Source organism: Streptomyces sp. NBC_01476 (assembly GCF_036227265.1).
Lineage (GTDB): Bacteria > Actinomycetota > Actinomycetes > Streptomycetales > Streptomycetaceae > Actinacidiphila.
Genome location: NZ_CP109446.1, coordinates 117,515 through 143,352 on the forward strand (window position 1 = coordinate 117,515; position 25,838 = coordinate 143,352).

The 25,838-nt window shown below is 73.3% G+C and carries 23 protein-coding genes and 1 pseudogene; 6 read left to right on the plus strand and 18 right to left on the minus strand.

Going from position 1 to position 25,838, the window contains the following annotated elements; genetic code table 11:
• Positions 1–3: 3 nt before the first annotated feature.
• The 4 genes from OG552_RS00395 to lanKC form a co-directional block, all read right to left on the minus strand.
• Positions 4–2,397 (minus strand): helix-turn-helix transcriptional regulator, encoded by a 2,394-nt coding sequence (locus OG552_RS00395; protein ID WP_329128548.1) that lies wholly within the window; start codon positions 2,395–2,397, stop codon positions 4–6.
• Positions 2,398–2,610: 213 nt separating this feature from the next.
• Complete coding sequence (locus OG552_RS00400) at positions 2,611–2,736, minus strand: hypothetical protein (protein ID WP_329128549.1); 126 nt, start codon at positions 2,734–2,736, stop codon at positions 2,611–2,613.
• A 209-nt stretch (positions 2,737–2,945) separates the two neighbouring features.
• The gene (locus OG552_RS00405) at positions 2,946–3,071 is read right to left on the minus strand and encodes a SapB/AmfS family lanthipeptide (RefSeq protein ID WP_329128550.1); all 126 of its coding nucleotides are present in this window, start codon (positions 3,069–3,071) and stop codon (positions 2,946–2,948) included.
• Positions 3,072–3,131: 60 nt separating this feature from the next.
• Positions 3,132–5,687 carry a class III lanthionine synthetase LanKC gene (lanKC, locus tag OG552_RS00410; protein WP_329128551.1) on the minus strand — a complete coding sequence of 852 codons (2,556 nt, stop codon included), beginning with the start codon at positions 5,685–5,687 and terminating at the stop codon, positions 3,132–3,134.
• 133 nt (positions 5,688–5,820) lie between these two features.
• Here lanKC and OG552_RS00415 point away from each other — a divergent pair, with 133 nt between their 5' ends.
• Entirely contained in the window at positions 5,821–6,036 is a 216-nt protein-coding gene (locus OG552_RS00415) for a hypothetical protein (protein WP_329128552.1), read from the plus strand.
• Between the two features lie 70 nt (positions 6,037–6,106).
• On the opposite strand, the gene OG552_RS00420 is transcribed toward OG552_RS00415, so the two are convergent.
• The 7 genes from OG552_RS00420 to OG552_RS00450 form a co-directional block, all read right to left on the minus strand.
• Positions 6,107–7,354, minus strand: a complete 1,248-nt coding sequence (locus OG552_RS00420) for an MAB_1171c family putative transporter (protein ID WP_329128553.1) — start codon at positions 7,352–7,354, stop codon at positions 6,107–6,109.
• Positions 7,347–7,919: a ParH-like protein gene (locus OG552_RS00425; protein ID WP_329128558.1), complete on the minus strand. Its 573-nt coding sequence runs from the start codon at positions 7,917–7,919 to the stop codon at positions 7,347–7,349. Before OG552_RS00425 ends, OG552_RS00420 begins: the two co-directional genes overlap by 8 nt.
• A 52-nt stretch (positions 7,920–7,971) precedes the next feature.
• Positions 7,972–8,445, minus strand: coding sequence for an XRE family transcriptional regulator (locus OG552_RS00430; RefSeq protein ID WP_329128560.1), 474 nt, complete (start codon positions 8,443–8,445; stop codon positions 7,972–7,974).
• A 25-nt stretch (positions 8,446–8,470) separates the two neighbouring features.
• Entirely contained in the window at positions 8,471–10,642 is a 2,172-nt protein-coding gene (locus OG552_RS00435) for a LuxR family transcriptional regulator (RefSeq protein ID WP_329128562.1), read from the minus strand.
• Positions 10,643–10,838: 196 nt separating this feature from the next.
• Positions 10,839–11,021 (minus strand): hypothetical protein, encoded by a 183-nt coding sequence (locus OG552_RS00440; RefSeq protein WP_329128563.1) that lies wholly within the window; start codon positions 11,019–11,021, stop codon positions 10,839–10,841.
• A 54-nt stretch (positions 11,022–11,075) separates the two neighbouring features.
• Positions 11,076–11,252, minus strand: coding sequence for a hypothetical protein (locus OG552_RS00445; protein ID WP_329128564.1), 177 nt, complete (start codon positions 11,250–11,252; stop codon positions 11,076–11,078).
• A 157-nt stretch (positions 11,253–11,409) separates the two neighbouring features.
• Positions 11,410–14,835, minus strand: coding sequence for a type 2 lanthipeptide synthetase LanM family protein (locus tag OG552_RS00450; RefSeq protein ID WP_329128565.1), 3,426 nt, complete (start codon positions 14,833–14,835; stop codon positions 11,410–11,412).
• 358 nt (positions 14,836–15,193) lie between these two features.
• On the opposite strand from OG552_RS00450, the gene OG552_RS00455 reads away from it, so the two are divergent.
• Entirely contained in the window at positions 15,194–15,622 is a 429-nt protein-coding gene (locus OG552_RS00455) for a helix-turn-helix domain-containing protein (RefSeq protein ID WP_329128567.1), read from the plus strand.
• 332 nt (positions 15,623–15,954) lie between these two features.
• On the opposite strand, the pseudogene OG552_RS36360 reads toward OG552_RS00455, so the two are convergent.
• Both OG552_RS36360 and OG552_RS00460 read right to left on the minus strand, forming a co-directional pair.
• Positions 15,955–16,200, minus strand: a pseudogene (locus OG552_RS36360) (flavoprotein); the annotation flags it as partial.
• 84 nt (positions 16,201–16,284) lie between these two features.
• Positions 16,285–17,151, minus strand: a complete 867-nt coding sequence (locus OG552_RS00460; protein ID WP_329128569.1) for an alpha/beta fold hydrolase — start codon at positions 17,149–17,151, stop codon at positions 16,285–16,287.
• Positions 17,152–17,570: 419 nt separating this feature from the next.
• Between OG552_RS00460 and OG552_RS00465 the strand changes: the two genes are divergently transcribed.
• Positions 17,571–18,365 (plus strand): Fpg/Nei family DNA glycosylase, encoded by a 795-nt coding sequence (locus OG552_RS00465; protein ID WP_329128570.1) that lies wholly within the window; start codon positions 17,571–17,573, stop codon positions 18,363–18,365.
• A gap of 58 nt (positions 18,366–18,423) precedes the next feature.
• On the opposite strand, the gene OG552_RS00470 is transcribed toward OG552_RS00465, so the two are convergent.
• Positions 18,424–19,920 carry an MFS transporter gene (locus OG552_RS00470; protein ID WP_329128573.1) on the minus strand — a complete coding sequence of 499 codons (1,497 nt, stop codon included), beginning with the start codon at positions 19,918–19,920 and terminating at the stop codon, positions 18,424–18,426.
• 65 nt (positions 19,921–19,985) lie between these two features.
• Between OG552_RS00470 and OG552_RS00475 the strand changes: the two genes are divergently transcribed.
• Positions 19,986–20,447: a MarR family winged helix-turn-helix transcriptional regulator gene (locus OG552_RS00475; RefSeq protein WP_329128574.1), complete on the plus strand. Its 462-nt coding sequence runs from the start codon at positions 19,986–19,988 to the stop codon at positions 20,445–20,447.
• A 3-nt stretch (positions 20,448–20,450) separates the two neighbouring features.
• Here OG552_RS00475 and OG552_RS00480 read toward each other — a convergent pair whose 3' ends face one another.
• Positions 20,451–21,284 (minus strand): SDR family NAD(P)-dependent oxidoreductase, encoded by an 834-nt coding sequence (locus tag OG552_RS00480; RefSeq protein ID WP_329128576.1) that lies wholly within the window; start codon positions 21,282–21,284, stop codon positions 20,451–20,453.
• A complete protein-coding gene (locus OG552_RS00485) occupies positions 21,281–21,913 on the minus strand; it encodes a TetR/AcrR family transcriptional regulator (RefSeq protein WP_329128578.1) in 633 nt (210 codons plus the stop codon). The genes OG552_RS00480 and OG552_RS00485 overlap by 4 nt, the downstream gene beginning before the upstream one ends.
• 54 nt (positions 21,914–21,967) lie before the next feature.
• Here OG552_RS00485 and OG552_RS00490 point away from each other — a divergent pair, with 54 nt between their 5' ends.
• Complete coding sequence (locus OG552_RS00490; protein WP_329128579.1) at positions 21,968–22,687, plus strand: SDR family oxidoreductase; 720 nt, start codon at positions 21,968–21,970, stop codon at positions 22,685–22,687.
• Between the two features lie 138 nt (positions 22,688–22,825).
• On the opposite strand, the gene OG552_RS00495 is transcribed toward OG552_RS00490, so the two are convergent.
• Positions 22,826–23,806, minus strand: coding sequence for an FAD-dependent monooxygenase (locus OG552_RS00495; protein ID WP_329128581.1), 981 nt, complete (start codon positions 23,804–23,806; stop codon positions 22,826–22,828).
• On the opposite strand from OG552_RS00495, the gene OG552_RS00500 reads away from it, so the two are divergent.
• Positions 23,709–23,951 (plus strand): hypothetical protein, encoded by a 243-nt coding sequence (locus tag OG552_RS00500; protein WP_329141381.1) that lies wholly within the window; start codon positions 23,709–23,711, stop codon positions 23,949–23,951. The two genes, OG552_RS00495 and OG552_RS00500, sit on opposite strands and share 98 nt — an antisense overlap.
• Positions 23,952–24,141: 190 nt before the next feature.
• On the opposite strand, the gene alsS is transcribed toward OG552_RS00500, so the two are convergent.
• Complete coding sequence (gene alsS, locus OG552_RS00505; protein ID WP_329128583.1) at positions 24,142–25,821, minus strand: acetolactate synthase AlsS; 1,680 nt, start codon at positions 25,819–25,821, stop codon at positions 24,142–24,144.
• Positions 25,822–25,838: the final 17 nt, after the last annotated feature.

A 25,838-nucleotide genomic window follows, 5' to 3' on the forward strand; every position in this document is an offset into this window, starting at 1 on the left:
AGGTCAGCCCCCGGCGACGGGGAGCGGCGGGGCGGCGGCGAGCGCGGTACGCGAACGGGCGCCTGTCTTGCGGAAGATGCGAGTGAGATGGGCCTCGACCGTCTTCACCGAGACGAAGAGCGCGGCTGCGATGTCCCGGTTGGACTTGCCCGCGCGGACCATCCGTACGATCTCCGCCTCCCGTACCGACAGCCCGGCGCCGGGCGCGGCGGCCGACTGCCGGGGCATGCGGGCGCCGATCGCGCGCTGCCGGTCCACGGCGAGGCCGCGCAGCCAGGTCGAACCCGCCGCCACCGCGAGCGCCTTGGCCCGGCCCGCTTCGGCCGTGGCCTCGGTCAGCCGGTCGAGCGCGGCCAGCCGCCGGGCCAGCAGGAGCCGCGCGTGGCTCTCCCACAGGGCCATTCCGCGGTCGGCGAACCCCGCGGCGGCCTCGCTCAGCAGCGGCACCGCGTCCGCGTCGCTCGCCCCGGACGCCCGCGCGCACAGGGCGGTCGCGCGGCGGCCGGGTGTCGAGGGGCCCGGCCGGACCGGCAGGGCATCGCCGGCCGCGGGAACTGCGGAGGCCGCAGGGGCCACGGGGGTCGCGGGGGCCAGGACCGCCCACCACAGCCGTTCGGCGCCGTCGGCCGCCGGTGCGCCGGCGACCGACGGCGCCGGGCCGTCCCGCCAGGCCAGGGCCGAGGTGCGCAGCATCCGTGCGAGCCGGGCGAGATCGCCGCGGTCCTGGTCGTCCGCCGCGGCCTCGGCGTCCTCCAGCGAGCGCAGCGCCTCGCCGGTGCGGCCCAGCGCGAGCAGCGCGTAGCCGTGGCCGAACAGCAGCCGGGGCAGCAGGCCGGTCCAGCCGGTCTCCCGCGCGGCCCGCACGCCGCGGCCGAAGAGTTCGGCGGCGGCCGGGTAGCGCTCGGCCAGGTTGGCTGCCCAGCCGAGGCGTACGACGGTGTGCTGCCGGCGGGCGAGGTCCGCGGGGGTGAGATCCGCCAGTACGGGTGTCGCGCGTGCGGCTCCCGCACGGTAGGCCGCGTCGTCGCCCGCGAGGGCGCCGGCCAGGGCGAGGACGGCGGCCGCGTCCGGCCCGGTGTCGTCGGCCAGCAGGGTGCGGACGGCGGGCAGCCGCCCGCGGGCCGCGGCCAGCACCGCCAACTGCCGTCGCAGGTCGGCCGCTTCGGTCTCGTCGGCGGTGCGCAGTGCCGTCCGGAGCAGGTCCCCGGCCTGCCGGTGGCGGCCGAGGTCGGTCGCCAGCCGGGCGTGCAGCGCGAGGCCCGCCACCGGGTCGGCGAGGTCTTCGATCTCGGGCAGCAGGTCGCCGCGCAGCCGGTGGTCGCCGGTGCGCTCCGCGGCGTGCCACAGTGCGTGCAGGATGCGCCGGCGCACCGTGGTGTCGGCGTCGCCGGGCAGGATCCGGCGGGCGGCGTGCAGCCACTGGGCGGCCCGCGCCGGGTGGGTGTCGAGGACGCGGTGGGCCGCCTCGGCAAGCGTGCGCACGGCCGGCAGGTCGCCTGGCGCGGCGGACCGGGCGAGGTGCGGGGCGCGGTCGACGGGGTCGGCGCCGGCCGCCCGGAGGACACGGGCGGCGCGGGCGTGGGCGGCGATGCGCGCACCGGGCGGCATCCTGGCGTGCAGGACGGCCCGCAGCAGGGGGTGCCGGAACCGGAGGAGCGGGACGGCTCCGGGTGCGGCGCGGATGACGCCGCGTTCGGCGAGGGCGTCCAGCGCGGTCAGTGCGCGGGGCAGGTCGTACCCTGCGACCGCCGCGGCCTGCGCCGGGTGGAAGACGTCGCCCAGTACGGCCGCGGCCCGGGCCACTTCACGCTCGGCGGGAGCGAGCCCGGACGGCTCGCGGGCCACGGCCGGGGCAGGGCCGGGAAACAGGCCGTCGCGGGCCAGCGCGCGCAACTCGCCGTCGGAGAGGGGGGCCAGTGTGCCCGCCCAGCCCGGGATGCCGCCGGTGAGGCGGTGGAGCAGTGCGCCGCGCCAGGGGGACGTCCGTGGCCCGAGGAGCTTGTCGAACGCCTCGCGGTCGAGGGGCGCGAGCGCGATCCGTTCTGCCCCGTCGGTGACGGGGTGCTCGGGCAGCACGGTGCGGGCCACGACGAGGGTGCCGCCGGGCCCGCCCCGGCTGCCGGGATCGCGGGCGGGGAGATGACCGGCGGGGCGGGCGGGGCCGTCGTCCAGACAGACGACGACACCGCGGGCTCCGGGCGGAATCCGCGCGGGGTTCCACAGGACGGTCAGCCCGTGCAGCTCGGCGCGGGACGCGAGCCGGGACAGCGTACGGGTCCGGCCGGTGCCCGGCTCGCCGGCGATCTCGATCTGCCGTACGGCTCCCACCGGCCCGGGGCCCGCCTTCAGCGCCCGGGCCAGCGCGGCGGCTGCCTGCTGCGCGGGCTCGCCGGTCATTCGCAGAAGAGGCTGAAAATGCTGCCGCAGCAGTTGGCGGTGCTGGTGGACATCACAACGTCCGGATCGGGGCCGTCGTCGGATGCGAGCTCCTGGAGCAGCAGGACCTGGGTCATGGGGATCGTTTCCTTTTCGCAGAAGGGGAGCAGTGGGGGTGGCTGGGGGACGGAACCGGCGCCCCCGCGCGGACGCAGCCGGCGCCGGCGGCCTGCCTCAGCAGAGGACGACGCTGAAGGCGCTGGAGCAGTCGCCGAGGCTGATGGCGCTGATCGGGACCATGGCGTCCGGACCGGCGCTGTCGTCACCGGCGAGTTCCTGGAGCAGCAGGACCTGGACCATGGAGACCGCTTCCTTTCGGCGTGGTGAGCGGGGGACGGCGCAGGGACCCCGGGCTCATCGGCGTCGAGGCCCGGGAGCGGGGGCACAGGGGCGGCACTCCTCGGCGAGGTGCACCGGGGGGCGGCGCGGAAAAGCACGCCGCGGTGGTGGGGAGGACGCGCGCCCGGCGGTGGGTTCGGCCGCCGCCGGGCGCACGGAGGGCATCCAGGTCAGCAGACGAAGATGCTCCAGTTGCTGTCGCAGGCCGCGCCGCTCAGCGAGCTGTAGGCGATGACGCCTTCCTCGTCGGGGCCGAAGTCGGTGTCCAGCTCCTGGAGTTCGAGGATCTGGGTCATGGCGGTCTCCTTCTGTCGGTGCGTGATTGTTTTCCTTGCCCGGCCGGTCGCGGCCGGAGTTCAGGGGGTGGGAGCGGCGGCGAGCGCGTCGACCGTGAAGAACGGGTCGGGCCGCGGTTGGAGCAGCTGCGTCAGGAACAGCAGTACGCCGGCCGAGCCGCTCCACAACTCGCCGCTGTAGCGGAGCAGTTGGTCGCCCGCGAAGCGCACACCCGTGGAGTGCGGGACGGCGTGCTTGAACAGCCCGCGTGCCACGTCGAAGGCCGCCTGCCGCGATGTGTCGTCGTCGCAGAGCCGGCCGTGTTCGGCCAGGACCAGGCCCAGTCCTGACAGTCCCTGGTAGAGGCCGGACATCACCGTGAAGCGGGTGTTCAGCGTGGCCAGCAGTGCCGGCATCGCGGCGCTGAGCCGTTCGTCGCCGGTCGCACGGACGTAGCGGCTCACCGCGTGGGTGACACCGGCCGTCCCGCTGAAGATGTAGGGCACCGACCGCCGATCGGTGTCGGAGACGGGGAACGCAAGACCGACCGCGTCCGGATCGGTCGCCCGGTCCAACTCCTCGTGGAGCAGCCGCAGTCCGCGGGCGAGCGGGGCATGCTCCCCGGTGACCTCCGCGAACTGCTGGAGGAGGAGGGCGATTCCGGCGCGGCCGTGCAGCAGACCGGTGGCGGCGTCGGCGCCGAGGTGGCGGGTGAGGACCGCGTCCGGTGGCAGTGCGGCGATCAGGGCCCGTGCGGCGTCGATGTGCCGTTCGTCGCCGGTGCGGCCGTAGAGCGCGAGCCGGGTCAGGGCGACACCGGCGGAGCCGCCGCCGAGGGTGGCGTCCGTGGCCGTGAGCGGATGCCGTTGGGCGCGGTCGATCAGCTCGGCCGCCTCCTCGGTCAGCCCGAAGTCCGCCAGCACCCAGGCGATTCCGGCAAGGCCCACGTGCAGTCCGGGGCCGATGGTGGGCCGGTCGTCGAGCGCGTCGCGCCGCAAGCGGTCCAGGACTCCGGCGGGCACCGGCCGCCCGGCGCGGCGCAGCGCGTGCAGCACACCGGCCGTTCCGTACGCCACACACAGGGAGTTGGCGGTGTATCCCTCGGGGACGGTGGGGAACACCCGGTCCGGGTGGTCCGGTTCGGCCATGGCGGTCAGCGCCTCCGCGGTACGGTCGCGCAGGTCGGCCAGGCGGGCGGGCAGCTCGTCGTCGCTGATCGGCGCCGCCGCGGCGTCGTCGGGGCGGTGGAAGCGGACGGTGCGCGCCCACAGCGGCGGCGGCACGGCGGCCACGTGCGACAGGTCGCGGTGCAGGTGCGCCAGCGCGTCCGGGTTGCGGCGCACCACCTGGTGCAGGGGGAACAGCACCAGCTGCGCGAGCGCGGCGACACCGTAGTCGTCGTGGATCCGGGGATCGTCGCCGATCAGCTCGCGCGGCGGGGCGTATCCGGGGGTGTTCAGCGGCGACAGTTCGCCGTCGGCGCGGGACGCCGCTTCGAAGTCGATGAGGCGGATGCCGTGGTCGGCCTGTACGAGCACGTTGCCGGGGCTGACGTCGACGAAGATCCACCCGCGGGCGTGCAGGCGGTCCATGGCCTGCTCGATCGCGTCGAGGATCCGCTCGCAGTCCGCGTAGTAGGCGGCGAGGTCCTCGGCCGTGGAGCCCGTCTTGACCAGTGGGTTGGCGGCGACCGTCCAGGCGTTGAGGTTCCGGCCGTCGATGAACTCGGTGACCAGGAACTCGTGTTCCCACTCCCGGAAGTACGCGATCGGCTCCGGCGCGAGTCCCGGGTCCGCGGCGTGCAGCGCCTTGAGCGTCTCCCATTCGGCGCGCAGCCGCTGCGTGGCGGTGGTGCCGCCGGCCAGCCCCGTGTACGCCCGCGCCTCCTTGATGAACACGGTCCGGCCGGTGGCCGTCTCCCGGCCGCGGTAGGCGCCGCCGGCGTTGCTGTGCCGCAGTGCCGCCTCGAACGCGAAGCCCTGGAAGGAGAGTTCGCCCGACGACGCGGTGTCCGGCACGGCGAAGGGGTCCGTGATGCCGGGCGGCAGCCGGAACGAGGCGCCGCGCCGGTCCTCGACCAGGTCGCCGTGCCCGTCGCGTACCAGGGACAGCCCGGTGCCGTCGGCCTGCATCCGCTCCCGGCGGCGGAACGCGCCGTACCGGTAGTGCACCGTGCGGGAGTCGCCGAACCGGCGGTCGGTGAGGATGTACGGGCCCTCCTCCCCCGCCAGTTCCTCGCTCAGCCGCTCCATCAGCTTGCGCGCCGCGGCCACGTCCGGCGGGTAGGCGGCGATGAACTTGCCGCTCTGCGGGCGGGCCGCGTGCTTGCCGTGCATCCACTGGTGGAACAGCTGGGCGGCGAGGTGTTTGAAGGGGACGTCCTGCTCGAAGCAGACGGCAGCGGCGGTGTCGAGGACCTCGTCGAGGCGGTCGGGCCGGGCCGACACGTGGACCTTCCAGCCGTCCTCGGCGAGGGTCGCGCCCTCCGGCCGCCACATCGTCCACACGCCCGAGGCGCTCTCCCTCCATCCGTCCGCCACCCGTGCCGGGCGGAACCGCCTGCCGACTGCGGTGGCGGTCTCCAGCGGCGCGTAGAAGTCCGGGTCGGCAAGGGCGAAACCGTACGGTTTCCTCATGTGATCCTCCAGCGGTCCGCGCGAGCAGGGCCATGAGCCGCCACGAAAGGAGCACGAAGGGAGATCGCCGCTCCGTGCGCCGGCTGACAGCCAAACGGTGGCAGCCCAAGGCAGGCGATGTCAACTGATGTGAATGACCTTGTTCTTTAGATTCATTCTGGCTAATCTCGCCCTGTCGGACGCCGACACCTGGACGCCCAAGGAGGCCGCAATGAACAAGGTTCTGGCACTTCAGTCACTGGATCCGACGGAATCCGAGGAAACCGGCCTGCTCCCCATCACGACGAGCAACAGCCATCTCAGCGTGATCCTGGACTGCACGACGACCATCACACGGGCCACGGAGTAACAGACGGAGGCGGGTGGGCCGAGCAGGCCGGCCGGCGGGACAGGTGAAAGGGGGCCGCGGCCCGGCCCCCTCAGCCGACCCGCTCGGTGCCCTGCCACTGGGCGCGCACCCGGTTGCGGACGTCCTCGACCGCGGGGGACCGCGCGAAGGCCCGGGTGACCTGGACCAGCCAGGCGGCCTCGTCCTCGACGGTCTCCAGCAGCGCGGTCCGCGGCCCGTGTCCGTACTCCCGCGACTCGGGCGCGCCGTCCGGGAGCCGTCCGGCCCGCCGGTTCTCCAGGGCGGCGGCGATGACGGCGGCCTCGACCACGGCGTCGGGGTCCAGCGGACCGCCGCCCGTCCCGCCCGGCGCCTCCGTCACCCAGGCCGGCGCCCGCGGCTGGAGGTAGGGGCGCAGGGCCACATGGCCGTCGCGGATCTCGATGACCCGGCGGTAGAGGGCGAACTCCGCGTGCCGCAGCCGGGGACCGCCGGCCGACGCGGACGAGCTGAGCGCGATCTCCGGCAAGGTGGCGTGCAGTTCCGCCCACAGCGGCTCCAGTGCCCGGTACGTGCGGTACGCGCGGAGCCACCGCACCGGGGCGGCGATCCGGTCGCCCCACAAGGTGGTGGTGGCCCCGCCGGTGGCCAGCAGCGAGGTGACCGCGGCGAGCGCGGTGGAAACCGGGTCCGCGCCCAGCCCCTGGCGCCCGTGGGCCAGGTCGGCGACGACGTCCTCCTGCACCCACAGCGTCCACACCGCGCCGACCGCGGCGGCCAGCATCATCAGCCTCAGCCCCGTCCGCAGCAGGCTCGGTGCGATCCTGCGGGTGTGCCGGGCCAGTGCCCGCACCAGGCCGAGCAGGCACCACCAGCCGTAGCCCGCGTAGAGCGCGTTGTACAGCGCGAGCACCCAGCCCCGGCCGTCGGCGGCCGCGACGTAGCCGTCCCCTGTCCTGGTCCCGGCGGCCAGGAAGAGCCCCACGGCGCCCGCCTGCACCGCGACGGCCAGGCGGATCTGGCGCCGCCTGCGCCGCCGCTCGGCGTCCGGCCCGGCGGCCTGCGGGTCCAGCGCGAGGGCGAGGGTGGCCAGACAGGTGAAGGCGCCGGTCTTCAGCCCGTGCGTGACCAGTAACGCCACTCCCCACGGGGGCGCGATCGCGTCGACCGCGGCCGCTGCCGTGGGCGCGTTGAGCAGCACCGCGGCGCCCATGCACAACGCGAAGCCGGCGACCCGCAGTTGCGCCGGGTCGGCGGCCTCGCCGCGGGTGACGGTGAACCGGTGCACCGCGAAGACCAGGAAGACGGCGGCGGTGAGACAGCCCGCGACATCAGTCATGCGCGCGGCCGTCCCGTGCTCTGTCCTCCTGGCCGCGCTGGTCGGGCGTGCCGAACAGGGAGCGCAGCAGGATGTCGCCCGCACCGTCCGGCGGCGGCACGGCGCCGCCCGCCCTGACCATCCGGGCCGCGCGGTTGAGGATGAGCGAGGCGACCAACTCGGCCTCCGCCTCCTGCGGTTCGGTGTAGACGCTGCGGCCCAGCACGCGCCGGATCAGCGAGGCGGGCAGGTTCGGCAGCAGCATCTGGGCGGCGGCGGAGGCGGACGGCGAGGTCTCATGGTGGCCGCACAGGAGGTGGGCGGCCTCGTGCAGCAGTATGTGCTGCCGGTGCAGCAGCGTCGTGTCCGCCGTGTACAGGATGCAGTCGGCCCGGTCGGTGGTGACGAGCAGTCCGCACGGGATGTGCGGGCGTGCGGTGACCGGCACGAGGTCGATGGGGCGCCCGCGGGACTCGGCCAGCATGCCGATGAAGGTCTCGGCGTCGAACGGAGTCGGCAGCACAAGGCCGTCGACCAGGTGGCGACATCGCTGCCACAGCTGTCTGTGGCTCCGGGCAGTGTGCACGTGCCGTTCCTCTTCCCCGTGCCATTCGATGGGGCGGCTTCCGTTCGGTCGTTCAGCGTGCGCCGCCGCCGGCGTCGTCGCCCGGTGGGCCGGGGTCGCGCACCTGGCGCCCGCCGGCGCGCTCGTGGCGGGCGAGCACGTCGATCATGTCGCTGATGGTGTTCGCACCCTCAGGCGAGAGGTTGACCGCGCGAAGCGCCACACCGCGCACCCGCGCATCCCGCAGCGCGCCGAGGAGTTCCAGCTCCCGGGCGATCGCGACCCCCTGGTCGTCGTCGAAGAAGTACGCCACCGGGACCTCGAAGAACCGCGCCAGGGCTTCCAGATGACGCTTGGTCGGGTTGTCCCGCCGCCCGGTGCGCAACTGCCACAGGTAGGTCGCGGAGAAGCTCTCGCCCGTCGTCTCCCGGCACGCCCGGGCGACCTCCTCGTGGCTGAACTGCTCGCGGTCCGGCCGCCGTACGATCCGGAACAGCGCGTCGACCTTGTCCGCCAGGCTCGACGCAACGGAATCGGAATCGTCCATGCCGCCGCCTTCCTCCTCCGCCCGTTCAGCCCGAGTGTGGCTGCACCATACTCCGCTTCATCCTGGCTGCCGAGCCCCCGACTTGTGGAACCGCTCCCACACCCTGGGGCCCGAGCGTCGGCAGTGACCGCGCCCCGCGGTCCGGGGAGGCGAGCGTCCCGAGGTCCCGGCGGTTGCCTGCGCCCGTCTTGGCCAGCAGATTGGCGACGTGGCGCTCGACCGTACGGTGGGAGATGTGGAGTTCGGCGGCGATCTCCCGGTTGGTACGGCGCTGGGCGAGCCGGAGGAGTACGTCGTACTCGCGGACGGTGGCGCCCATCACCCACAGGTCCCGGGGTACGCCGACGCTGCCGCTGCGGCGCTGGCGGACACGGGCCCCAAGTCCCCGCAGGACGTCACGGCAGTGGCGGGCGGCGACGGGGATGCCGTGCGCGGTGAAGAAGGACTCGGCCTCCAGCAGCCAGGCGACCGGGTCGCCCCAGCCGTCGCGGGCGGCGGACCGTGCGACGACGACCAGGCCGAGGTGGCGGGCCACCGGGAACGGCGCGGCGGCGGCCTGGGCCCGGGCCACCGCCGCCACGGACACGGGGCCGTCGCCGGCGCGCCCGGCCAGGACCGCTCGGGCGAGGTGGACGAACTGGCTGTTCCAGGGCAGGAGGGCGGCCGGGTGGCGGGCGACCGCCTCGTGGTCGGCGGCGTCCGCCGCGCCGTCGACGGCCTCCAGCAGGAGGGCGAGGCCGTGCCGGCCGCTGAGGAGGCCCGCCGCGTCCGTGTCCACGTCCGGGTCCACGTCCACGTCCACGCCTGCGGCTGCGGCTGCGGCTGCGGCTGCGGCTGCGGCTGCGGCTGCGTCCATGGCGAGGTCCGTGCCGGTGTCCATGTCCTCGCCGGCTGCCCGCAGGCCGGCCAGATGCGCGCGAGCCGCCCCCACGGCGCCTGACAGCAGGGCGCGGACGGCAAGGCCGAGCCCCTCGACGAGGGGGATCTCGTCCGTGCGGGCGCCCCGGCGCCGGTCGAAGTCGGCCAGGGCGGCGGTCAGGGCGGCGTCGTGCCCGCGGTGCGCGTGCAGAACGACGGACAGGGCCCGTGCGCGGCTGCCGAGTTCGGACAGCCCGAGGCGGTCGGCGCCCGCGCGGGCGGCGGCCACCAGCTCCTCGGCCTCGGCGAACCGGGCGCGCAGCAGGGCATCGAAGGCCAGGGCGAGTTGGAGACGGCAGGCGGCCGCAGGTGCGGGGCCCGCGCCCGCATGCCCCACGCCGGCGTCGCGGGTCAGGGCATGGCCGGCGACCGCGTCGCGCAGCGTCTCGCCGACGGCGAGTGGGTTGCCGCCGCTTCGGAGGAAGAGGGCGTCGCCGAGGCCCGGGGGCAGCGCTCCGCCGCCGGTGCCGAGGAGGGCCGCGGCCAGTTCCGCGGTGGCCGGGAGGCCGAGGCGCGGGAGCGTCAGCAGGGCACCGGGTGCCCGTCGCCCCGCGTACCGGGCGAGATCCAGCGCCGGGCAGGTGACGTCCCGCAGGGTGCCGATGACGGCGAGGGGCCGGCCCACAACATTGTCGACGAGGTACTCCAGGGCCGCGACGGTGGTCGGGTCGGCGTCGTGGAGGTCTTCCAGGATCAGCACGCGGGCCCGCTCACCCGCCGCCGTGAGGACCCGCAGGATCGCCTCGCCGTAGACGAAGGGCTCATCGGGGGGCCGCACGACGGGCGCGGGCCCGGGCACGGCGAGGGGCGCGGCCCCGGAGGCCGCGGTGGCCGCGCCCGGGTCCTCGGTCCGCCAGTCCGGGACCAGCCGGCCCAGGACGCCGCGGTAGGGGGCGAGGCCGCGTGGCGGCGTCCAGCCGTCGCGCGCGAGCCCCAGCAGCGCCTCGGCAAAGGGCCGCAGCCCCGAGGTGCCGGACAGGCCGGCCCGTCCGCGCAGGACGCCCAGCCCGGCGGCGCGCGCGGACGCCGCCGTGTCGTCCGCCAGCCGCGACTTCCCGATGCCGGGTTCGCCCACCACGAACACCACGCTGCCCTCCCCCGCGCGGGCCGCGCGGATCGCCGCGAGCAGCGCGGCGGACTCGGCCTCCCGGCCCACCAGCCGGGTGGCGCGGCCGATCACCGCGGCGCCGTAGGTCTCTTCGCCGCGGGCTCCTTCGCCGGGGCGCCCGCGCGGAGCCGGGGCCGGTGACTCCTGCGCGGTGGAACGGTCCTCACTCATCACAAGCAGGCTCCGGTCGGTGAAATCAGCAGTCATTGATGACGACGCGGAACACTTTAGCTGAGATGAATGACAAGGAACAGCGCGGGCCGCACCGGCCTTCGGTGCGACCCGCGCCACGACCGGTGCTCACCAGCCGTCACCGGCCGGTGGCCACCGGCCCTTTGCCGACCGGCAGGCGGTCACCTGACGGCGGTCACCAGATGCTGCAGTCCGAGCACAGCGTCGAGTCGCAGCAGCTGAACGAGCCTGCCCAACTGTCGATGATCCGGCCCCCGTTCACGACGTCCTCAAGGTCGATCGCCTGGACCGGGCTGGTTCCTGCCGCAGCCGTGGCGTACGTCTTCCAGGCGCGCACGGTGCCGTTGTCCATGTTCATGAGCACTCCTCTCGTCCTGATGGCTTCTGCGTCGGGTCCTTCCGCTCCGTCAGGTCACCAGATGGTGCAGCCGGCACAGATCGTCGTGTCGCAGCAGCTGAACGTCCCCGCCCAGCTGCCGATCACGCCGCCGCGCGCCACGTCCTCGACGTCGATCGCGAGGACCGGGCCGGAGACGGGCCCTGCGGTGGGGGCGTATGCCTTCCAGGCGCGGACGGTGGCGTCGTTCATCGTCATTTCCATGGGCAACCCTTTCGGTGCTGTGGGGATTCGGGAATCGGAGTTGCTGCTGGTGGCGGTGCCGCCGGGGGATACCGGCGCGACACCGCCGCACCCGCCCGGTGTCCGGGCGAGGTGCGTCTGGGAGGGTGAACCGCGCAGCCGCGCCTCAGACGGGCGGCAGCAGGAGCACCGGCGCCACCTGGGCGGGCGCCGCGATCCGCAGCAGTCCGTGGCCGATACCGGACAGGCCGGTCATCACGCCGGGCGTGGCGATGCCGCCCGGCGTGCCGCACAGCGGTCCGTCCCGCTCGATCCGCCCGACCACGGCCGCGGCCCGGCGGCGCCACGCCTGGCCGGCCCCGGGGACGGCCGAGTCCCGTGCCGCGGCGAACAGTTCGAGGTTGCCCAGCTCGCCGTGGCACAGGCTGTGGTTCCGGTGCCGCCCGAACGACTCGGTGCTCTCCAGAGCGCGCCGGAGATCCGCTACGAGTTCCGGCCGGCCGGGATCCGCGGCGAGCACGGCGGCCCTGGCCAGCCCGACCCCGGGCGCGCCGTGGCACCACGAGTGCTGGCTGCTCGGTTCCGGCTTGCGGTGGTCGGGCCAGTTGCCCGACTCCCCGTCGTACGCGCCGCGTTCGTACGCGTACGCCCGCCGGCCGGCCGTCGCCGCCGCCTCGTCGCCGGTCCGCCGCGCGTACGCCAGCAAGGCCCAGCCGATCCCGGCGGCGCCGTGCGAGAAGCCGAGCAGCGGGCGAGCCCCGGCCCCGGACCAGCCGAGTCCGTCGCCGACCGGAACGGCGCCTGCCACCAGCACCTCGGCGCAGCGCTCGGCCAGGGTGTGCGCCACCGGTCCGTATCCGGCCGCCAGCGCCTCCGCGAGGGCAAGGCACCCCGCGACCCCGCCGATCACGTCGTACCCGGCCTCCGGCGCCACCCGCCGTGCGACGAGGTCGAGGACCGGGGCGACGAGTGCGCGAGCAGCGTCGTCGTCGAGCAACTCGCCGCAGGCGGCGAGTGCGTAGGCCATGCCGCTCGTCCCGGTGAAGGCTCCGACGATGCCCGCCGCGTCCTGCGGGCCGAGCCCGTCCAGCACTTCCCGCGCGCAGCCCGCGACCGGGGCCAGCGCGCCACGGGCCAGCTCCGCGTAACGCTGCTCGCCGGTGACGCGGGCCAGTTGGGCCAGGAACAGGGCGACACCCGCGTAGCCGTTGTACAGGTCCACGCCCAGCGGCTGCACCGTCCAGCGGGCGTCCTCCCACAGGTCGAGTCCCAGCCAGCCGATGCGGTCACCGCCACGGACGGCGGTGGCGGCCAGACGGTCGGCGACGTCGCGGGCCGCGGCCAGCGCCCGCTCGGGGAGTTCAACGCCGTCCGCCGGATCGGCCGGGCCCGCGTCGGACGCCCCCGGCGCCGCGCCGGTGACCCGGGTGGCCAACTGCGCCGAGATGATCCACCGCTGTTCCGTCAGATGCCGTCCGCCCATGGCGGCCAGGGTGCGCGCGACGAGCTCCACCCCCGACTCGGGCAGCAGGTCGCCGACGGACGTGCCGTCCGCGGCCCGCATCTCCCGGCCGCCGGCCGACGCGGTGAACAGGGGGACGTCGCCGGCCCACAGGTCGGCGACCTCGTGCCGCGTGAGGCGGGCGCGGACCGGATCGGTCGCCGCGCGGGCCCACAGCACGCCGAACACCTGGTCCCGGTCCAGGGCGTCGCGCAGCACGTCGGGATGGGTGGTCTCGGTCAGCAGCGTCGCGTACTCGTGGGTGGGCCGCGGGATGATCCGCACCGTGTCAGCGGCGAAGCGGTCCGGCGCCGGGAACTCCCCGGCGCCCTCGGCGAGCGCCCGGTAGCCCGCGCGGTAGCCGTCCTGCAGTTCGTCCGCGTACCGGAGCGCGTCCAGGTCGGCGCCGTCGAGACGGGGCCGGTTCTGCCCGGCGGGCAGGACCGGCGTGACCCGTTCCAGACGCATCGTGTCGGTCCCGCCCGCGGTCCAGTCCGCGACGCGGTAGGGCAGCGCCGCGTCCGTGTCGCCGCCCATGCCCCCCGCGTCGAACGCCTGCCCGTCGCCGCCGACGATGACGGACGGGAGCAGGCCGACCCGGCCGACCGACTCCCGGTAGGCCAGTGCCGCCGGGTCCGTGTCCCGGGTCGGACTGCCGAAGGACCGCGGGAGTTCGGCGCAGAGCAGCGTCTCCAGGTCGATCGGAACGGGCTGGTCGCCGGCCGCGATGAGGTTCTCGAAGTGGAAGTCGACACCGGCCAGGCAGTGCAGCAGGGCCAGGAGCGCGCCCTGGCGGCGGAAGTACCGGTGCGCGGCGGCGGCGTCCGCGCACGGCTCGGCCGCGACGAACTCCACCCATCCGTGGTGTCCGCGGTCCACGACCGCGGGCGTCCGCAGCCGCAGGTCCGCGGGGAGGCGGGCGTTGTATCCGTCGACCACTTCGTTGAAGTGCCGGTGGATGCCCATCGGCCGGGGCTTGTAGACGGCCCGGGCGCCCGAGGCGAACACCGCGATTCCCACCGAGCGGCCACCGGCGTGCGTATCGCCGCGCGCCAGGTCGAGGGAGGTGAGGGGGCCGGGGTCGGCCCCGCCGAACAGCTCCGCCCGCAGCGCCGCGCGGTCACCGGCGAGCCGGTCGAGGAACTCGGCGTGCGCCTCGGCGACCCGGCCGGCCGTGGCGACCGACAGGCGGGCCAGGACCGCGTACTCGTCGAGCAGGGCGGCCAGCCCCGCGGGACCGCGGAAGTGCCGGACGAACGACCAGAAACGCTCCTCGGGAGAGTCGCCGTCGAGCCCGCCGGTGACCCTCAGGACGTTCAGTTCGAGGACGAGGACGCGCGTGGCCAGTTGGACGAGCTGCCGGGTGGCCTCGCGGCGCACGGACTCCCTGACCGCGGCGAGGTCCGTGGAGGGTGCGTCCGGTCGCCCGGGGTCGCCGAAAGTCCGGGGGGCGCCGACTGTCCCGGGGTCGCCCAACGCCCGGAGACTGCCGCCCGTCCGGGGGGCGCCGGCTGTCTGGGAGTCGCCGGAGGCCCTGCCGATGGTGTTCGTCCCGGGGGCCGTGGCGCCGGCCGCTCCGGCGGCGCCCGCCGTCCGGGCGTCGAAGACCCGCAGCGCCTCGCGGACGAAGGGATCGACGATCAGGGCGAATCCCTGCTGCCAGCTCCCGTTCGGCGATCCGGGCCCCGCCGGACGGCGCTGCCCGGCGGCCGGCCCGTCCTGTACGAGGGCCGCCACCCGTTCGACGTCCGCGGCCCACGCGGGCTTGGGCACCCGCCGCGCGAGCTCCTCGGGCGGCTCTGCCAGCAGCCGCCGAAGCTGCCGCGGGGTGCACCCGTACGCTGCCGCCTGCCGGTCGAGCGTGTCCGCTGCGAGGTGGGCGAAGGCGTCGCGCCACCGCCGCATCCGGATGTCCGCCACCGCCACGGCATCGCCGTCCTCGGGCGGGTCGGCGTCCGGCGAGCCCGCCGCGCAGCGCTCGTCGAGCCGCAGCGCCCTGGCCCACCAGCCCCCCGTCAGAGCCGCCCTGCCACGCCGCTCCCAGGGCATGACCAGCGGACGCGTCGCGTGCGAGCCGTTCTTCGACACCATGGTGGCCTTCCTCGTCGGCGCCCCGCCGGCCGCCGGGTCGGCACGCGGGCGCAGGCATGGGAAACGTGCCGGGCCGGGCGGCGCCCCGAAGCGAGACGCCGTCGCGTGCCCACTCCGAGTTGACCGCGCGACAGGGCCTGGCCGCATGCGCGTTCACCACCCACATTCATGCCGCATGCGGTGGGGGCCGCCCCCGGCCGGGACGAGCGGCGTGGTGCGGCAAGGCCGTCGTGGTGGGCGGGGGCCGTCGTGGCCCGCCCTCTGCTCTTCCCGGCGTTCTCACCGTAAACTGAGATGAACCCTGCGCCGGATCAGGGACGTGCTGGCTGCGCCGAAGGAAAATGGGTCGGTTCCGAAAATGAATGAAACCGGGGGCAACGCGACGCTCGCCGACAAGGTCGAACGATTGTTCGACGTCGTCCGGCGGCCGGACGGTGAGCGCTACACCAACGAGCAGGTGGCTCAGGCGTGCCGCGACTCGACCGGCGAGAGCTTCTCGACGACGTATCTCTGGCAATTGCGCACGGGCAAGCGGGACAACCCGACCAAGCGGCACCTCGAAGCCCTCGCCCAGTTCTTCCAGGTGCCGCCCGCGTACTTCTTCGACGACGAGCAGAGCGCCAAGCTCGACGAGGAGATCGCCTTGCTCGGCGCCCTGCGGGAGGCGGGTGTCCGGTCCATCGCCCTGCGGACGGTGAACCTCTCGGTCGACGGCCAGGCCGTCATCAGCGACATGGTCGAGGCCATCGCCCGCCGCGAGAACCCCGGCGCCACGCGGGACGGATGAGCGGTCGGCCGCCGGGGCGGCGGTGTCCCGTTCGGCGGTGTCCGGCGCGCCGGCCTCCGGCCTGACGGTGCCGGCCGCCGTGCCGGCCACGGACTCCGGGGCACACGGCCGTTCGCGGTTCGTTCAGCCGGTCCAGCGGTCGAAGGTGTCGTTCTCGATGCCGAACTGGTCGAGGATCTTCCCGCACACCTGCCGGAGCATGTCGTCGAGGCTCTTCGGCCGGTGCTAGAAGGACAGCACGGGAGGCAGGACGGTGGCGCCCGCCAGCGTGACCGCCTCATGTTCTCGATGTGGATGTAGCTCAGCGGGGTCTCACGGGTGACGAGGACGAGCCGCCGGCGTTCCTTGAGCGTGACATCGGCGGCCCGCGCCACGAGGTTGTCCGAGTTACCGGTCGCCACGGCCGCGAGGGTCCGCATCGAGCAGGGCACGACGACCATGCCGAGCGTGGTGAAGGAGCCCGAGGAGATGGCGGCGCCCATATTGCGCGCGTCGTGCACGACGTCCGCCAGCTTCTCCAATTCGGCCGGGTCGCGGCGGAGTTCGAGTTCGATGCTCAGGCGTGCGCCCGCCGACATCACCAGATGTGTCCCCACCGTGCCGAGCGCGCGTACCGTTTCCAGGACGGGCGCCGCGCGGCGGTGCGCCGGTTCCGGCACACGTCAGGTGAGGACGCGTCCGAGGAATCCGTGGATGTATCCGCTGATGGCGTCCAGATGTGTCTCCAGGGCGAAGTGTCCCGCAGGGAGCAGATGAACTTCCGCGTCCGGCAGGTCGCGGGAGAACGCCCGGGCGCCGTCCGGCCCGAAGATCTCGTCCCGCTCGCCCCAGACCGCGAGCAGCGGCACCTGACTGGTACGGAAGTACTCCTGCAGCTTCGGGTAGCCCTCGATGTTCGTCGGGTAGTCGCGGAAGAGTGCGAGCTGGACCTCGTCGTTGCCCGGCCGCTCCAGCAGGAGCTGGTCGAGGGTCCAGGTGTCCGGACTGACCAGGCTGGTGTCGGGGGCGCCGTTCTCGTACTGCCAACGGGTCGTACGAGGGCTGAGTTTGGCCCGGGCCCCGGGTTCCGTGTCACGACCGGGAGCAGTGGCGTAGGCGAAGAGGTCGTCCCAGAAGGGCTTGGCGAAGCCTTCCATGTAGGCGTTGCCGCTCTGCGAGATGATCGCGGTGACGTCGAAGGAAGGGTTGAGTGCCAGGCGCCAGCCGATCGGTGCCCCGTAGTCGTGCACATAGACGGCAAAGCGCTGGATGCCGAGATGGTCCAGTAGTCCGGCGGTGATGCCGGCGAGATTGTCGAAGGTGTAGTCGAACGCGTCGACCTTGGGCATGGCGGAGTGACCGTATCCGATGTGGTCGGGGGCGATCACGTGATAGTCGTCGGCCAGTGCGGGGACGAGATGGCGGAACATGTGCGAACTGCTCGGGAATCCGTGCAGCAGTAGCACAACAGGGGCGTCGCCGGGGCCCGCCTCCCGGTAGAAGACTTCCTGGCCGTTGATCGTCGCTGTCTTGTGTCGCGTGGGGAGCATTTCGACCTCCGGACGCCTGCAGGCGCGGGGATTTCGCCATATCCGCCCGCATGCGACCGGATGCGAAGCGACCAGGCCCGGGGCGGTCGCCGCGGAGACTCGGGAACGTTTTCCCTCAGCGGCACGGTGCCCCGCGACAGATGGCGTCAGTTGCCACGATCCCCACGCTAGTCCCGGCCCACAGGGCGGGCAACGCGGGAATCCGGCAGATGAGACCGTGCCACGCACGTACACCCGACCGGTCGCTGGACGCCCTCGGTCAGGCTGCCCTCCGGCGGCGTCGTCCGGTCCCCCACTCGTCCCGGACCTCCCGCAGGGCACGCGGTCGCCCTCTGTTTCAGCGGGGACAAGCGGGCAAGGCATACCGCCGAGGCACACAAGACGCTCGCGCCCCTTGCCCGCACGAAGGAGGGGGACCGATGCCCGAACTGCCCGACGTCGAGGGCTTCCGCCGGATCCTGGACTCGTGCGGCCGGGGACGGCAGATCGAAAAGGTCCAGGTCACGGACCCTGGCGTGCTGCACGGCGTGAGCGCGGGGCGGCTGCGCCGCGCGTTGGAGGGCCGCAGACTCACCGCGCCCGGGCGCCACGGCAAATGGCTCATCGCCCGCACCGAGGGCGGACCGGCGCTGCTGCTGCACTTCGGGATGACCGGACAGCTCCTGTGCCGCGCACCGGACGACCCGCCGCACCGCTACGACCGGGTACGGCTCGACCTCGGCGGGCAGCACGGACTGCGCTACCGGGATCAGCGCAAACTGCAGGGGCTGTGGCTCGCCGCCTCCGCAGCGGACGTCGAGCATGTCCTCGCAGGGCAGGGGCCCGACGCACTGTCCGTCGACCGCGAGACCTTCCGGGACCTGCTCGCCGGGCGCCGGGCCACGGTCAAGGCCGTACTGATGGACCAGTCGGCACTGGCCGGCCTGGGGAACCTGCTGTCCGACGAGATCCTCTGGCGGGCCCGCCTGCATCCGGCCCGTCCCGCGAACGGGCTCACCTACGACGACAGCCGCGCTCTGCACTCCGTCATGCGCCGCACCCTCCGCCTCTCGGTGCGCGCAGGGCGCGTGCCCGACCGGCGCTCCTGGCTCACCGGCCACCGGAACGACGCGCATCCCAGGTGCCCGCGGTGCCACGGGCCGCTCCGCAGCGGCAGGATCGCCGGACGGACGACCGTCAGCTGCCCCCACTGCCAGGGCGGCGATCCCCCGTGAGGGCGCGGCCGGCCGCCCCGCCCCTCGAATGCGCCGGTCACGGGGCGGGGCGGGCGCCTCAGAGAGTCTGTGAGACGGGTTCTGGCACCGGGGGCGAGGCGGTGGCGGCCAGGGTCGTCCTCGGCCTGATCATGGCCGTGCAGACGACCGCGGTGATCGCGAAGACGGCCGCTCCCCACCAGAAACCGACCGCGTATCCATGGACCGAGGCGCGGGCCAGGACCAGCGGGCCGGCCGGACCGTGGGAGTGGAGATAACCGCTGGTCGCCGAGGCGACGAAGGTGCTGATCAGAGCGACGCCGAGGGCCGTGCCGATCTGCTGGCTGACGTTGTTCATGCTGCCGGCGGTTCCGGCGTCCTCCGGGTCGTCGGGAACGCTGCCGATGGTGGTGGCGATGACGAAGTAGGCCCCGACACCGGCCCCGACGAGGACAAGACCGGGGAGGACGCGGGAGGCGTACTCGGCGTGCAGGCCCACCTGGGCCAGCAGTGCGGCCCCTGCCGCCGACAGGCTCAGCCCCCCGCCGATGATGCTCCGTGCGGTGAGGCGCGGAAGAAGGACGCTCTGGGCCACGGTGGCTCCGACGGCGATGCCGACCGGCAGCGGGAGGAACGCCAGCCCGGTCCTGATGGGCGAGTAGCCCAGGATTCCCTGGAAGTAGTAGGTGAGGAAGAGGAACAGGGCGAAGAGCGAGGCGCTGCCCAGCAGCAGGCTCAGGTAGGCGGCGCCGCGATTTCTGTCGAGCACGACGCGCAGCGGGATCAGCGGATGGGGTGCCCTGCGCTCCACACCGACGAACCCCAGGAGCAGAAGGATGCCGCCGGCGAGGGACGCCACGGTGAGAGGGGCACTCCAGCCGTCCGTCTCCGCCTTGGCGCTGCCGAAGACGAGCAGGAACAGGCCCCCGGACGCCAGGAGAGCACCAGGGAGGTCGAGGCGCGGCCGGTGCGGGTCGGCGGAGTTCGTCATCAGGGCGAGCGCTCCGACCAGGGCGACAGCGGCGAAGGCGATGTTGACGAACATCGTCCAGCGCCAGTCCAGGGAACTGGTCAGCACACCGCCCAGCAGCAGCCCGAGCGCGCCGGCACTGCCGCCGACGGCGCCGAAGACCGCGAACGCCTTGTTCCGCTCCGTGGGATCCGTGAAGGTGACGGTGATCATCGACACCGCGGTGGGTGCCAGGGCGGCGGCGAACACTCCTTGCAGCGTGCGGGCGATGAGCAGAACGGCGGTGTCCGGGGCCGCGCCGGCGAGCGCGGAGAACACGCCGAAGCCCACCAGACCCACGACGAACATGAGCTTGCGTCCCACCAGGTCCGCCAGCCGCCCCCCGAGCGGGAGCAGACTGCCGAAGGCGAGGACGTAGGCGGTAACCACCCACTGGCGGGCGGCATCGGAGAAGTGCAGGCTCTTCTGCGCCGAGGGCAGCGCCACATTGATGACGGTGGCGTCGATCAAGATCATGACCTGCGAGATCAGGACCACCAGCAGGATCAGCCAGCGGCGCTCGTAGTGCGGATCGACGGCATCCGCCCCGTGTTCGGATCGATTCATGTCCGCACAGTAGAAGATGCGTGCGCGCGCACGCAAGCCTGCGGGCATCTTGCTAGGATCGGGTCATGAGACCGCCCTCCACCAGGCACGCGATCATTTCGCAGGCACAGGAGAACGCCTGGTTCGCCCTCCTCTTCACCCATGCGACGGTGACCGCACGTATCGACGCCGTCCTGATGGAGCGCCATCGGATCTCGTTCAGCGCATTCGAGATCCTCTGCCGGCTGCAGGATCTCGAACCCCAGCCCGTGCGGGCACTGGCCGGCCAGCTCGTGAGCGTCAGCCCGACCCGGGCCTCCCGGCTGGTGCAGGACCTGATCGACGACGGCCACCTGCGGCGCGGCGCCGACCAGGACGACGGCCGCATCTCCCTGATCGGCTTCACCGAGACGGGGCGTCAGTACGCTGAGGCCGTCGCCGAAACGTTCGAGGCGTCCGTGCGGAAATACTTCGTGGACCCCCTGGACGAGGAGGACATCGCCGCGATCAGCCGGATCTGGCAGAAGCTGGAATCAGCCGCCGATTGACCTTCAACCGAGCGGGCTGTCGGCCCCGGTGAGTTCCAGACTCGCCTGCCACAGGCGCAGTCGAGCCTGGCGGTCGTACGCCTGTGAGTGGGCGCGGGTGTCGCGGGTGCGGTCGTAGAAGCGTCCGGTGGTGCCGGCGAGTGCCGGATCGGCGACGAGCCGGCGGATGGCGGTCACCCCCTCCTCCAGCGTGTCGATGCTGTGTCCGGCCTCGGCGAGGACGATCTTGGTCGGCATGTAGGTGGCGGGGTGCAGGCTGTTGACCGTGACGTCGCCGGCGGGCAGGCGCGCGGCGAGTTCGAAGCCGGAGGCTATCTGGGCGAGCTTGCTCTGGCCGTAGGCGCGGGTGCCGTCGTAGTCGCGCTCAAGCATCAGATCCTCGAAGTCGAGCGGGTGCTGGCCGAGGGAGGCGACGTTGACGATGCGGGCCGGCGCCGACTCGCGCAGCAGCGGCAGGAGTTCGAGGGTGAGCAGGAAGCCGGCGAGGTAGTTGACGGCGAAGCGCAGCTCGTGGCCGTCGGCGCTGGTGCGGCGGTCGCGGCCGTCCGGTTGCCCTGAGCCGATGCCGGCGTTGCTCACCAGGACGTCGAGCCGGTCCGCCGACGCGCGGATCTCGGCGGCCATACGGCGGACCTGTCCGAGGTCGGCGAGGTCCGCGGTCACGGTGCGGGGCCTGGATGCGCCGCGGGCCGCGAACCGGTCGGCGATGCTGCCGAGTCTGGCCTGGTCGCGGCCGTGCAGGATCAGGTCGGTGCCCTCGGCCGCCAGGCGTTCGGCCAGCGCCAGGCCGAGGCCGTCGGTGGCGCCGGTGATGAGGACGGTACGGGAACGGGTCACTGCTGGTCTCCTGGGGCGATCGGTGTGCCGGCCGGGTGGTGTGGCCCCTGCGCGAGGGTGGTCATGAGGTCCTCGACGAGGTCGTCGCCCATGGGCTGGTGCGTGGCCAGCAGGCGGTACCACAAGGTGCCGAAGACGATGTCCAGAACCGTGGACGCGGCCGGACGGGGTGGCAGGTCGCCCCGTGTCCAGGCCCGGTCGAGGACCACCTGGAGTGCGTCGCGCCGGCGCTGCAGAAAGGCGCCGCGGAAGAGCCGGCCGAACTCCTCGTTGATCTGGGCCTCCGCCATCAGGGCGCGCAGGATGTCGGCGACGCGCTGCCGGCTGCCGAGCCGGAAGGTGTCCTGCAGGAAGGCCCGCAGGTCGTCGGCGTAAGAGCCGTGGTCGGTGTTCGTGATGTGCAGATCGGCTTTGACGGCGAGCGCTTCGAGGAGGACGTGGGCCCTGGAGGGCCACCAGCGGTAGATCGTCTGTTTGCCGCACCCGGCGCGGCCGGCGATTCCTTCGATCGTCAGGCCCGCGTAGCCGACCTCACCGACCAGTTCGAACGCCGCGGCCAGGATCGCCATCCGGCTCTCCTCGCTGCGCTTGCGCCCCGGACGTGACTCCGGCGGGGGTTGCTTCTCCATGACCATGGAGGCTAGCTTAATGCGAGACGCAGCGGTTCGAAATAAGGGGATGTCATGTCCAAGCGCACTGCCCTCGTGGTCGGGGGAACGTCCGGCATCGGGCTCGCGACGGCACGTGTACTCCGGGCAGGCGGTGCCACCGTGCACATAACCGGCCGCGGCCAGGAGCGTCTCGGCGCCCTCGCCGTCACTGATGCCGGGCTGGTCGGACACCGGGCCGACGCGGGGGATCCCGACCGGATGCGCGCGCTCGCCGAGGCGGCCGGACCGGTCGACTGGCTGATTCTGGCGGCCAGTGGAGGCGAGGGGCTGGGGGCGGTGGCCGATCTGGAACTGACCATGCTGCGACGGGCGTTCGAGGCCAAGTTCTGGGCTCACGTCACCACGATCCAGGCGGTCCTGCCCCATCTCGCGCCGGACGGGTCGATCACGCTGCTCAGTGCCATCAGCGCTCGGGCGGCCATGCCGGGGACCGCCGGCATCGCGGCCGTCAACGCAGCCGTCGAGGCCCTGGTCAAGCCGCTGGCCGCGGAGCTGGCACCGATACGGGTGAACGCCGTGTCGCCCGGGCTCGTCGACACGCCCTGGTGGAGCGGCCTGCCGGAAGACGCCAGGCGCGACTACTTCGCCCGGACGGCCGCGGTCCTGCCGGTCCGTCACATCGCCTCGGCCGAGGAGGTCGCCGAGGTGGTGGCCCTCGCCGCCACCAACACCAACCTCACCGGCACCGTGATCGAGGCCGACGGGGGCGCACGTCTGGTCCCGCTGTCCTGACCCGGGCTTTCCGGGTCCTTGACGCGAACGGCCCCTGCACGGGGGGCCGTTCGCGGCGTCAAGGACCCCTTCGACACCGCCGGCCGCGCCTGGTGCCCCCGGCGAGCCCCTGCGCTGAGGACGGTGTCCCGCACGGTTCTACGTGGTGGGCGCGGTGGTGAGCATCCAGTGGCTGAAGGCCGCGTAGCGCTCGGCGAACTCGGCGGGTCCTTCGGCGTCCTCGACCGAGGCGGAGTACGCGCGGACCTTCTCGAAGCGGGCGGCGCGGGCGCGCTCGTAGCGGACCAGGGCTTTGGCGGTGTCAGGTCCTGCCGCCAGTTCGGTACGCAGGACTCCGGCGTCCTCGATGCCGAGCGTGCCGCCGGCGGCGATGTGCGGGGACAGGCCGTGCGCGGCGTCCCCGACCAGGGCGACCCGGCCGCTGGTCCAGGAGGGCAGCTCGGGCACGAGCATGATCTGGTTCTCCAGGATGGCCTCCTCGGGCGTCCTGGCGATCATCTCCAGCAGGTCGTCGTGGAATCCCGCTTCGGCCAGGTTGCGGGCACGCCGCAGCGCCCGGTCCCGTTTGCTGCCGACCAGTTCGCCGACTCCGAACTGGTTGATCATCCACATCGTCCGGCCTTCCGCCACCCGTGCGTACCCGCCACGGGTCCGGTCGGAGCCGATGGTGAGCACCGTGCCCTCCGGCCGCTCGCCCGCGGAGGGGAGCACCGCCCGCCAGGCATAGTGTCCGACGTGCTCGACGGCTTCGCTGCCGGGCACCAGCGTGGCCCGCACACCGGAGTGCACCCCGTCGGCGCCGATCAACAGGTCCGCGTGCAGTTCCTCCCCATCGGCGAACCGCACCGCCACGTGCGTGTCGTGCTCGGTGAAGCCGGTCGCGTGGACTGCCAGGCGTATCCGGTCCGGGCCGACGGTATCGGCGAGCAGATTGTTCAGGGACGGCCGCGGCACCAGCAGGAACCGCCGTCCGGCACGGAGGCTCCGCTCCGGAACTATTCGGCGCCGCGGGTCACCACGTGTGCGGCGACGCGCACTCGCGTCCGGTAGACATGGGCTGTGGGGGCGGGCACCGCGCGCCCAGCGGGCGCGGCCGTTCGACGCGGAGGCGTTCGCCACCGAGCCGTCACCGGTCCTGGCCGTCGCCACCGCGCCGGCGGAACGCGCGCCGGAACTCGTGAGCGGGCTGGTCCACGTATCCGCGCTCGCACCGGTGAACGGGGTGTCGGCGGCCTTCTACAGCACCTGCCCGGAGAAGAACTGACCGTCACCGCATGGCGTTACGGCCGTGTCCCGCACGCGTACGTGACCTGTACCCGGGACAACGCCGTCCCGGTGGCGCTGCAACCTGTCCCGGCCCGCCGCGCTCGCCGAGGCGGTCGTCGAAGCCGCGGACGTTCACCCGCAGCGGGCGTAGCGATCAGGAACAGCCGGGTGCTCGTCGATACCCGTGCTCACTCGAAGGGGTCGTCGATGAGTTCGGAGTAGAGGGCGGTGTTGTGGGTGTAGTCGACCATGACGTCGACGACGGAGGGTCCGGGCTCGGCGAGAGCCGCGGTCAGTGCGGGGCCGAATTCCTCGGGGGTCCGGACTCGGTGGCCGTGGGCTCCGAATGAGGCGGCGTAGGTGACGATGTCCAGGTCCCCGAGGTCGACGCCGAACTGCCGGCCGAATTTCAGGACCTGCTGGAACTTCACCATGTCGTAGGAGTTGTCGCGCATGATGATGTGGGTGAAGGTCAGTCCGAGCCGGACGGCGGTGTCCAGTTCCATGGACGAGTAGAGGAAGCCGCCGTCGCCGGAGATCGAGACGATCTGCTTGCCCGGGCGGGCCAGGGCTGCGGCGATCGCCCACGGCAGGCCGACGCCCAGGGACTGCTGGCCGTTGCTGAAGAGCAGGTGGCGCGGCTCCCAGGCACGGAAATGCCGGGTCATGTAGATGTAGTTGGAGCCGACGTCGCTGGTGACTGTCGCGTCGTCGTCGAGGTGGTCGCGCAGGTGGAGGACGAGAGCGGCCGGGTTCATGCCGCTCGGCCCGTGGGCGCCCCGCCGGGCGACATCGTCGATCTCCTGGAGGGCGCGCCGCTGGCCGGCGAGGTCGGAGGCGTAGTCCTTGCTGATGGACAGCCCCTTCAGCGCGGTGGCGATCTCCTTCACGGTCGCGGCGACGTCGCCGCGCAGTTCCAGTGCCGGCTTGTAGTGGTTGTCGATCTGGGCCGGGATGGTGTCGATGTGAATGATCTGTGGACTGCTCACGTTCCACAGGCCGGGGTCGTACTCCACCGGGTCGTAGCCGATGGTGACCACGACGTCGGCGCTGCCGAGGATCTCGTCACCGGGCTGGTTCCTGAACAGGCCGACGCGTCCCAGGTAGTGCTCTTCGAGTTCCCGGGAGACGACGCCGGCCGCCTGGAAGGTCTCCACGACGGGCAGGCCGGGCGTGGCGCTCAGCAGGGCGCGCACCGCGGCGCAGGCGGCCGGGTCGGCGCCGCGCACCCCCGCCAGAAGTACCGGTCGCCGGGCCGAGCGGATCACCTGGACGGCCCGCTCGATGTCGGCGCCCGGCGCGGCTCCCATCTCGCCGATCGGCAGCGACCGGGCGGCCTGCTTCGCGGTGGGAGCGGCCATGACGTCGTTGGGAAGGACGATCGCGGCCGCGCCGCGGGGCTCTGTCGCGGCGGCACGCAGGGCGTTGGCCACTACTTCCGGTACGTTGTCCGGGTCGTTGACCGTCCCCGCGAACTTGGTGACGGACGTCAGGAGGGCCTCGGCGTTCATGGACTGGTGGGTCCGCTTCAGCAGGCTTGCCCGGGGCACCGCCCCGCACAGGGCCACCACGGGATCGCCTTCGGTGTTCGCGGTGACCAGACCGGTGGCGAGGTTCGAGGTGCCCGGCCCGGACGTGGCGAGCACCACGCCGGGCGTTCCGGTGATCCGGCCCATGGCCGCGGCCATGAAGGCGGCGTTCTGCTCGTGGCGGCAGAGCACGACCTGGATGTCACTGTCGGCCAGGGCGTCGTAGACCTGGTCGATCTTGCCGCCGGGAACCGCGAAGACGTACTTCACGCCGCCTGCCGCAAGGCCCTCGACAACGCGATCGGCGCTGCGCACTGACTCGGTTTTCTGGGTAGCCATTCCCTTTGCCTCACTCG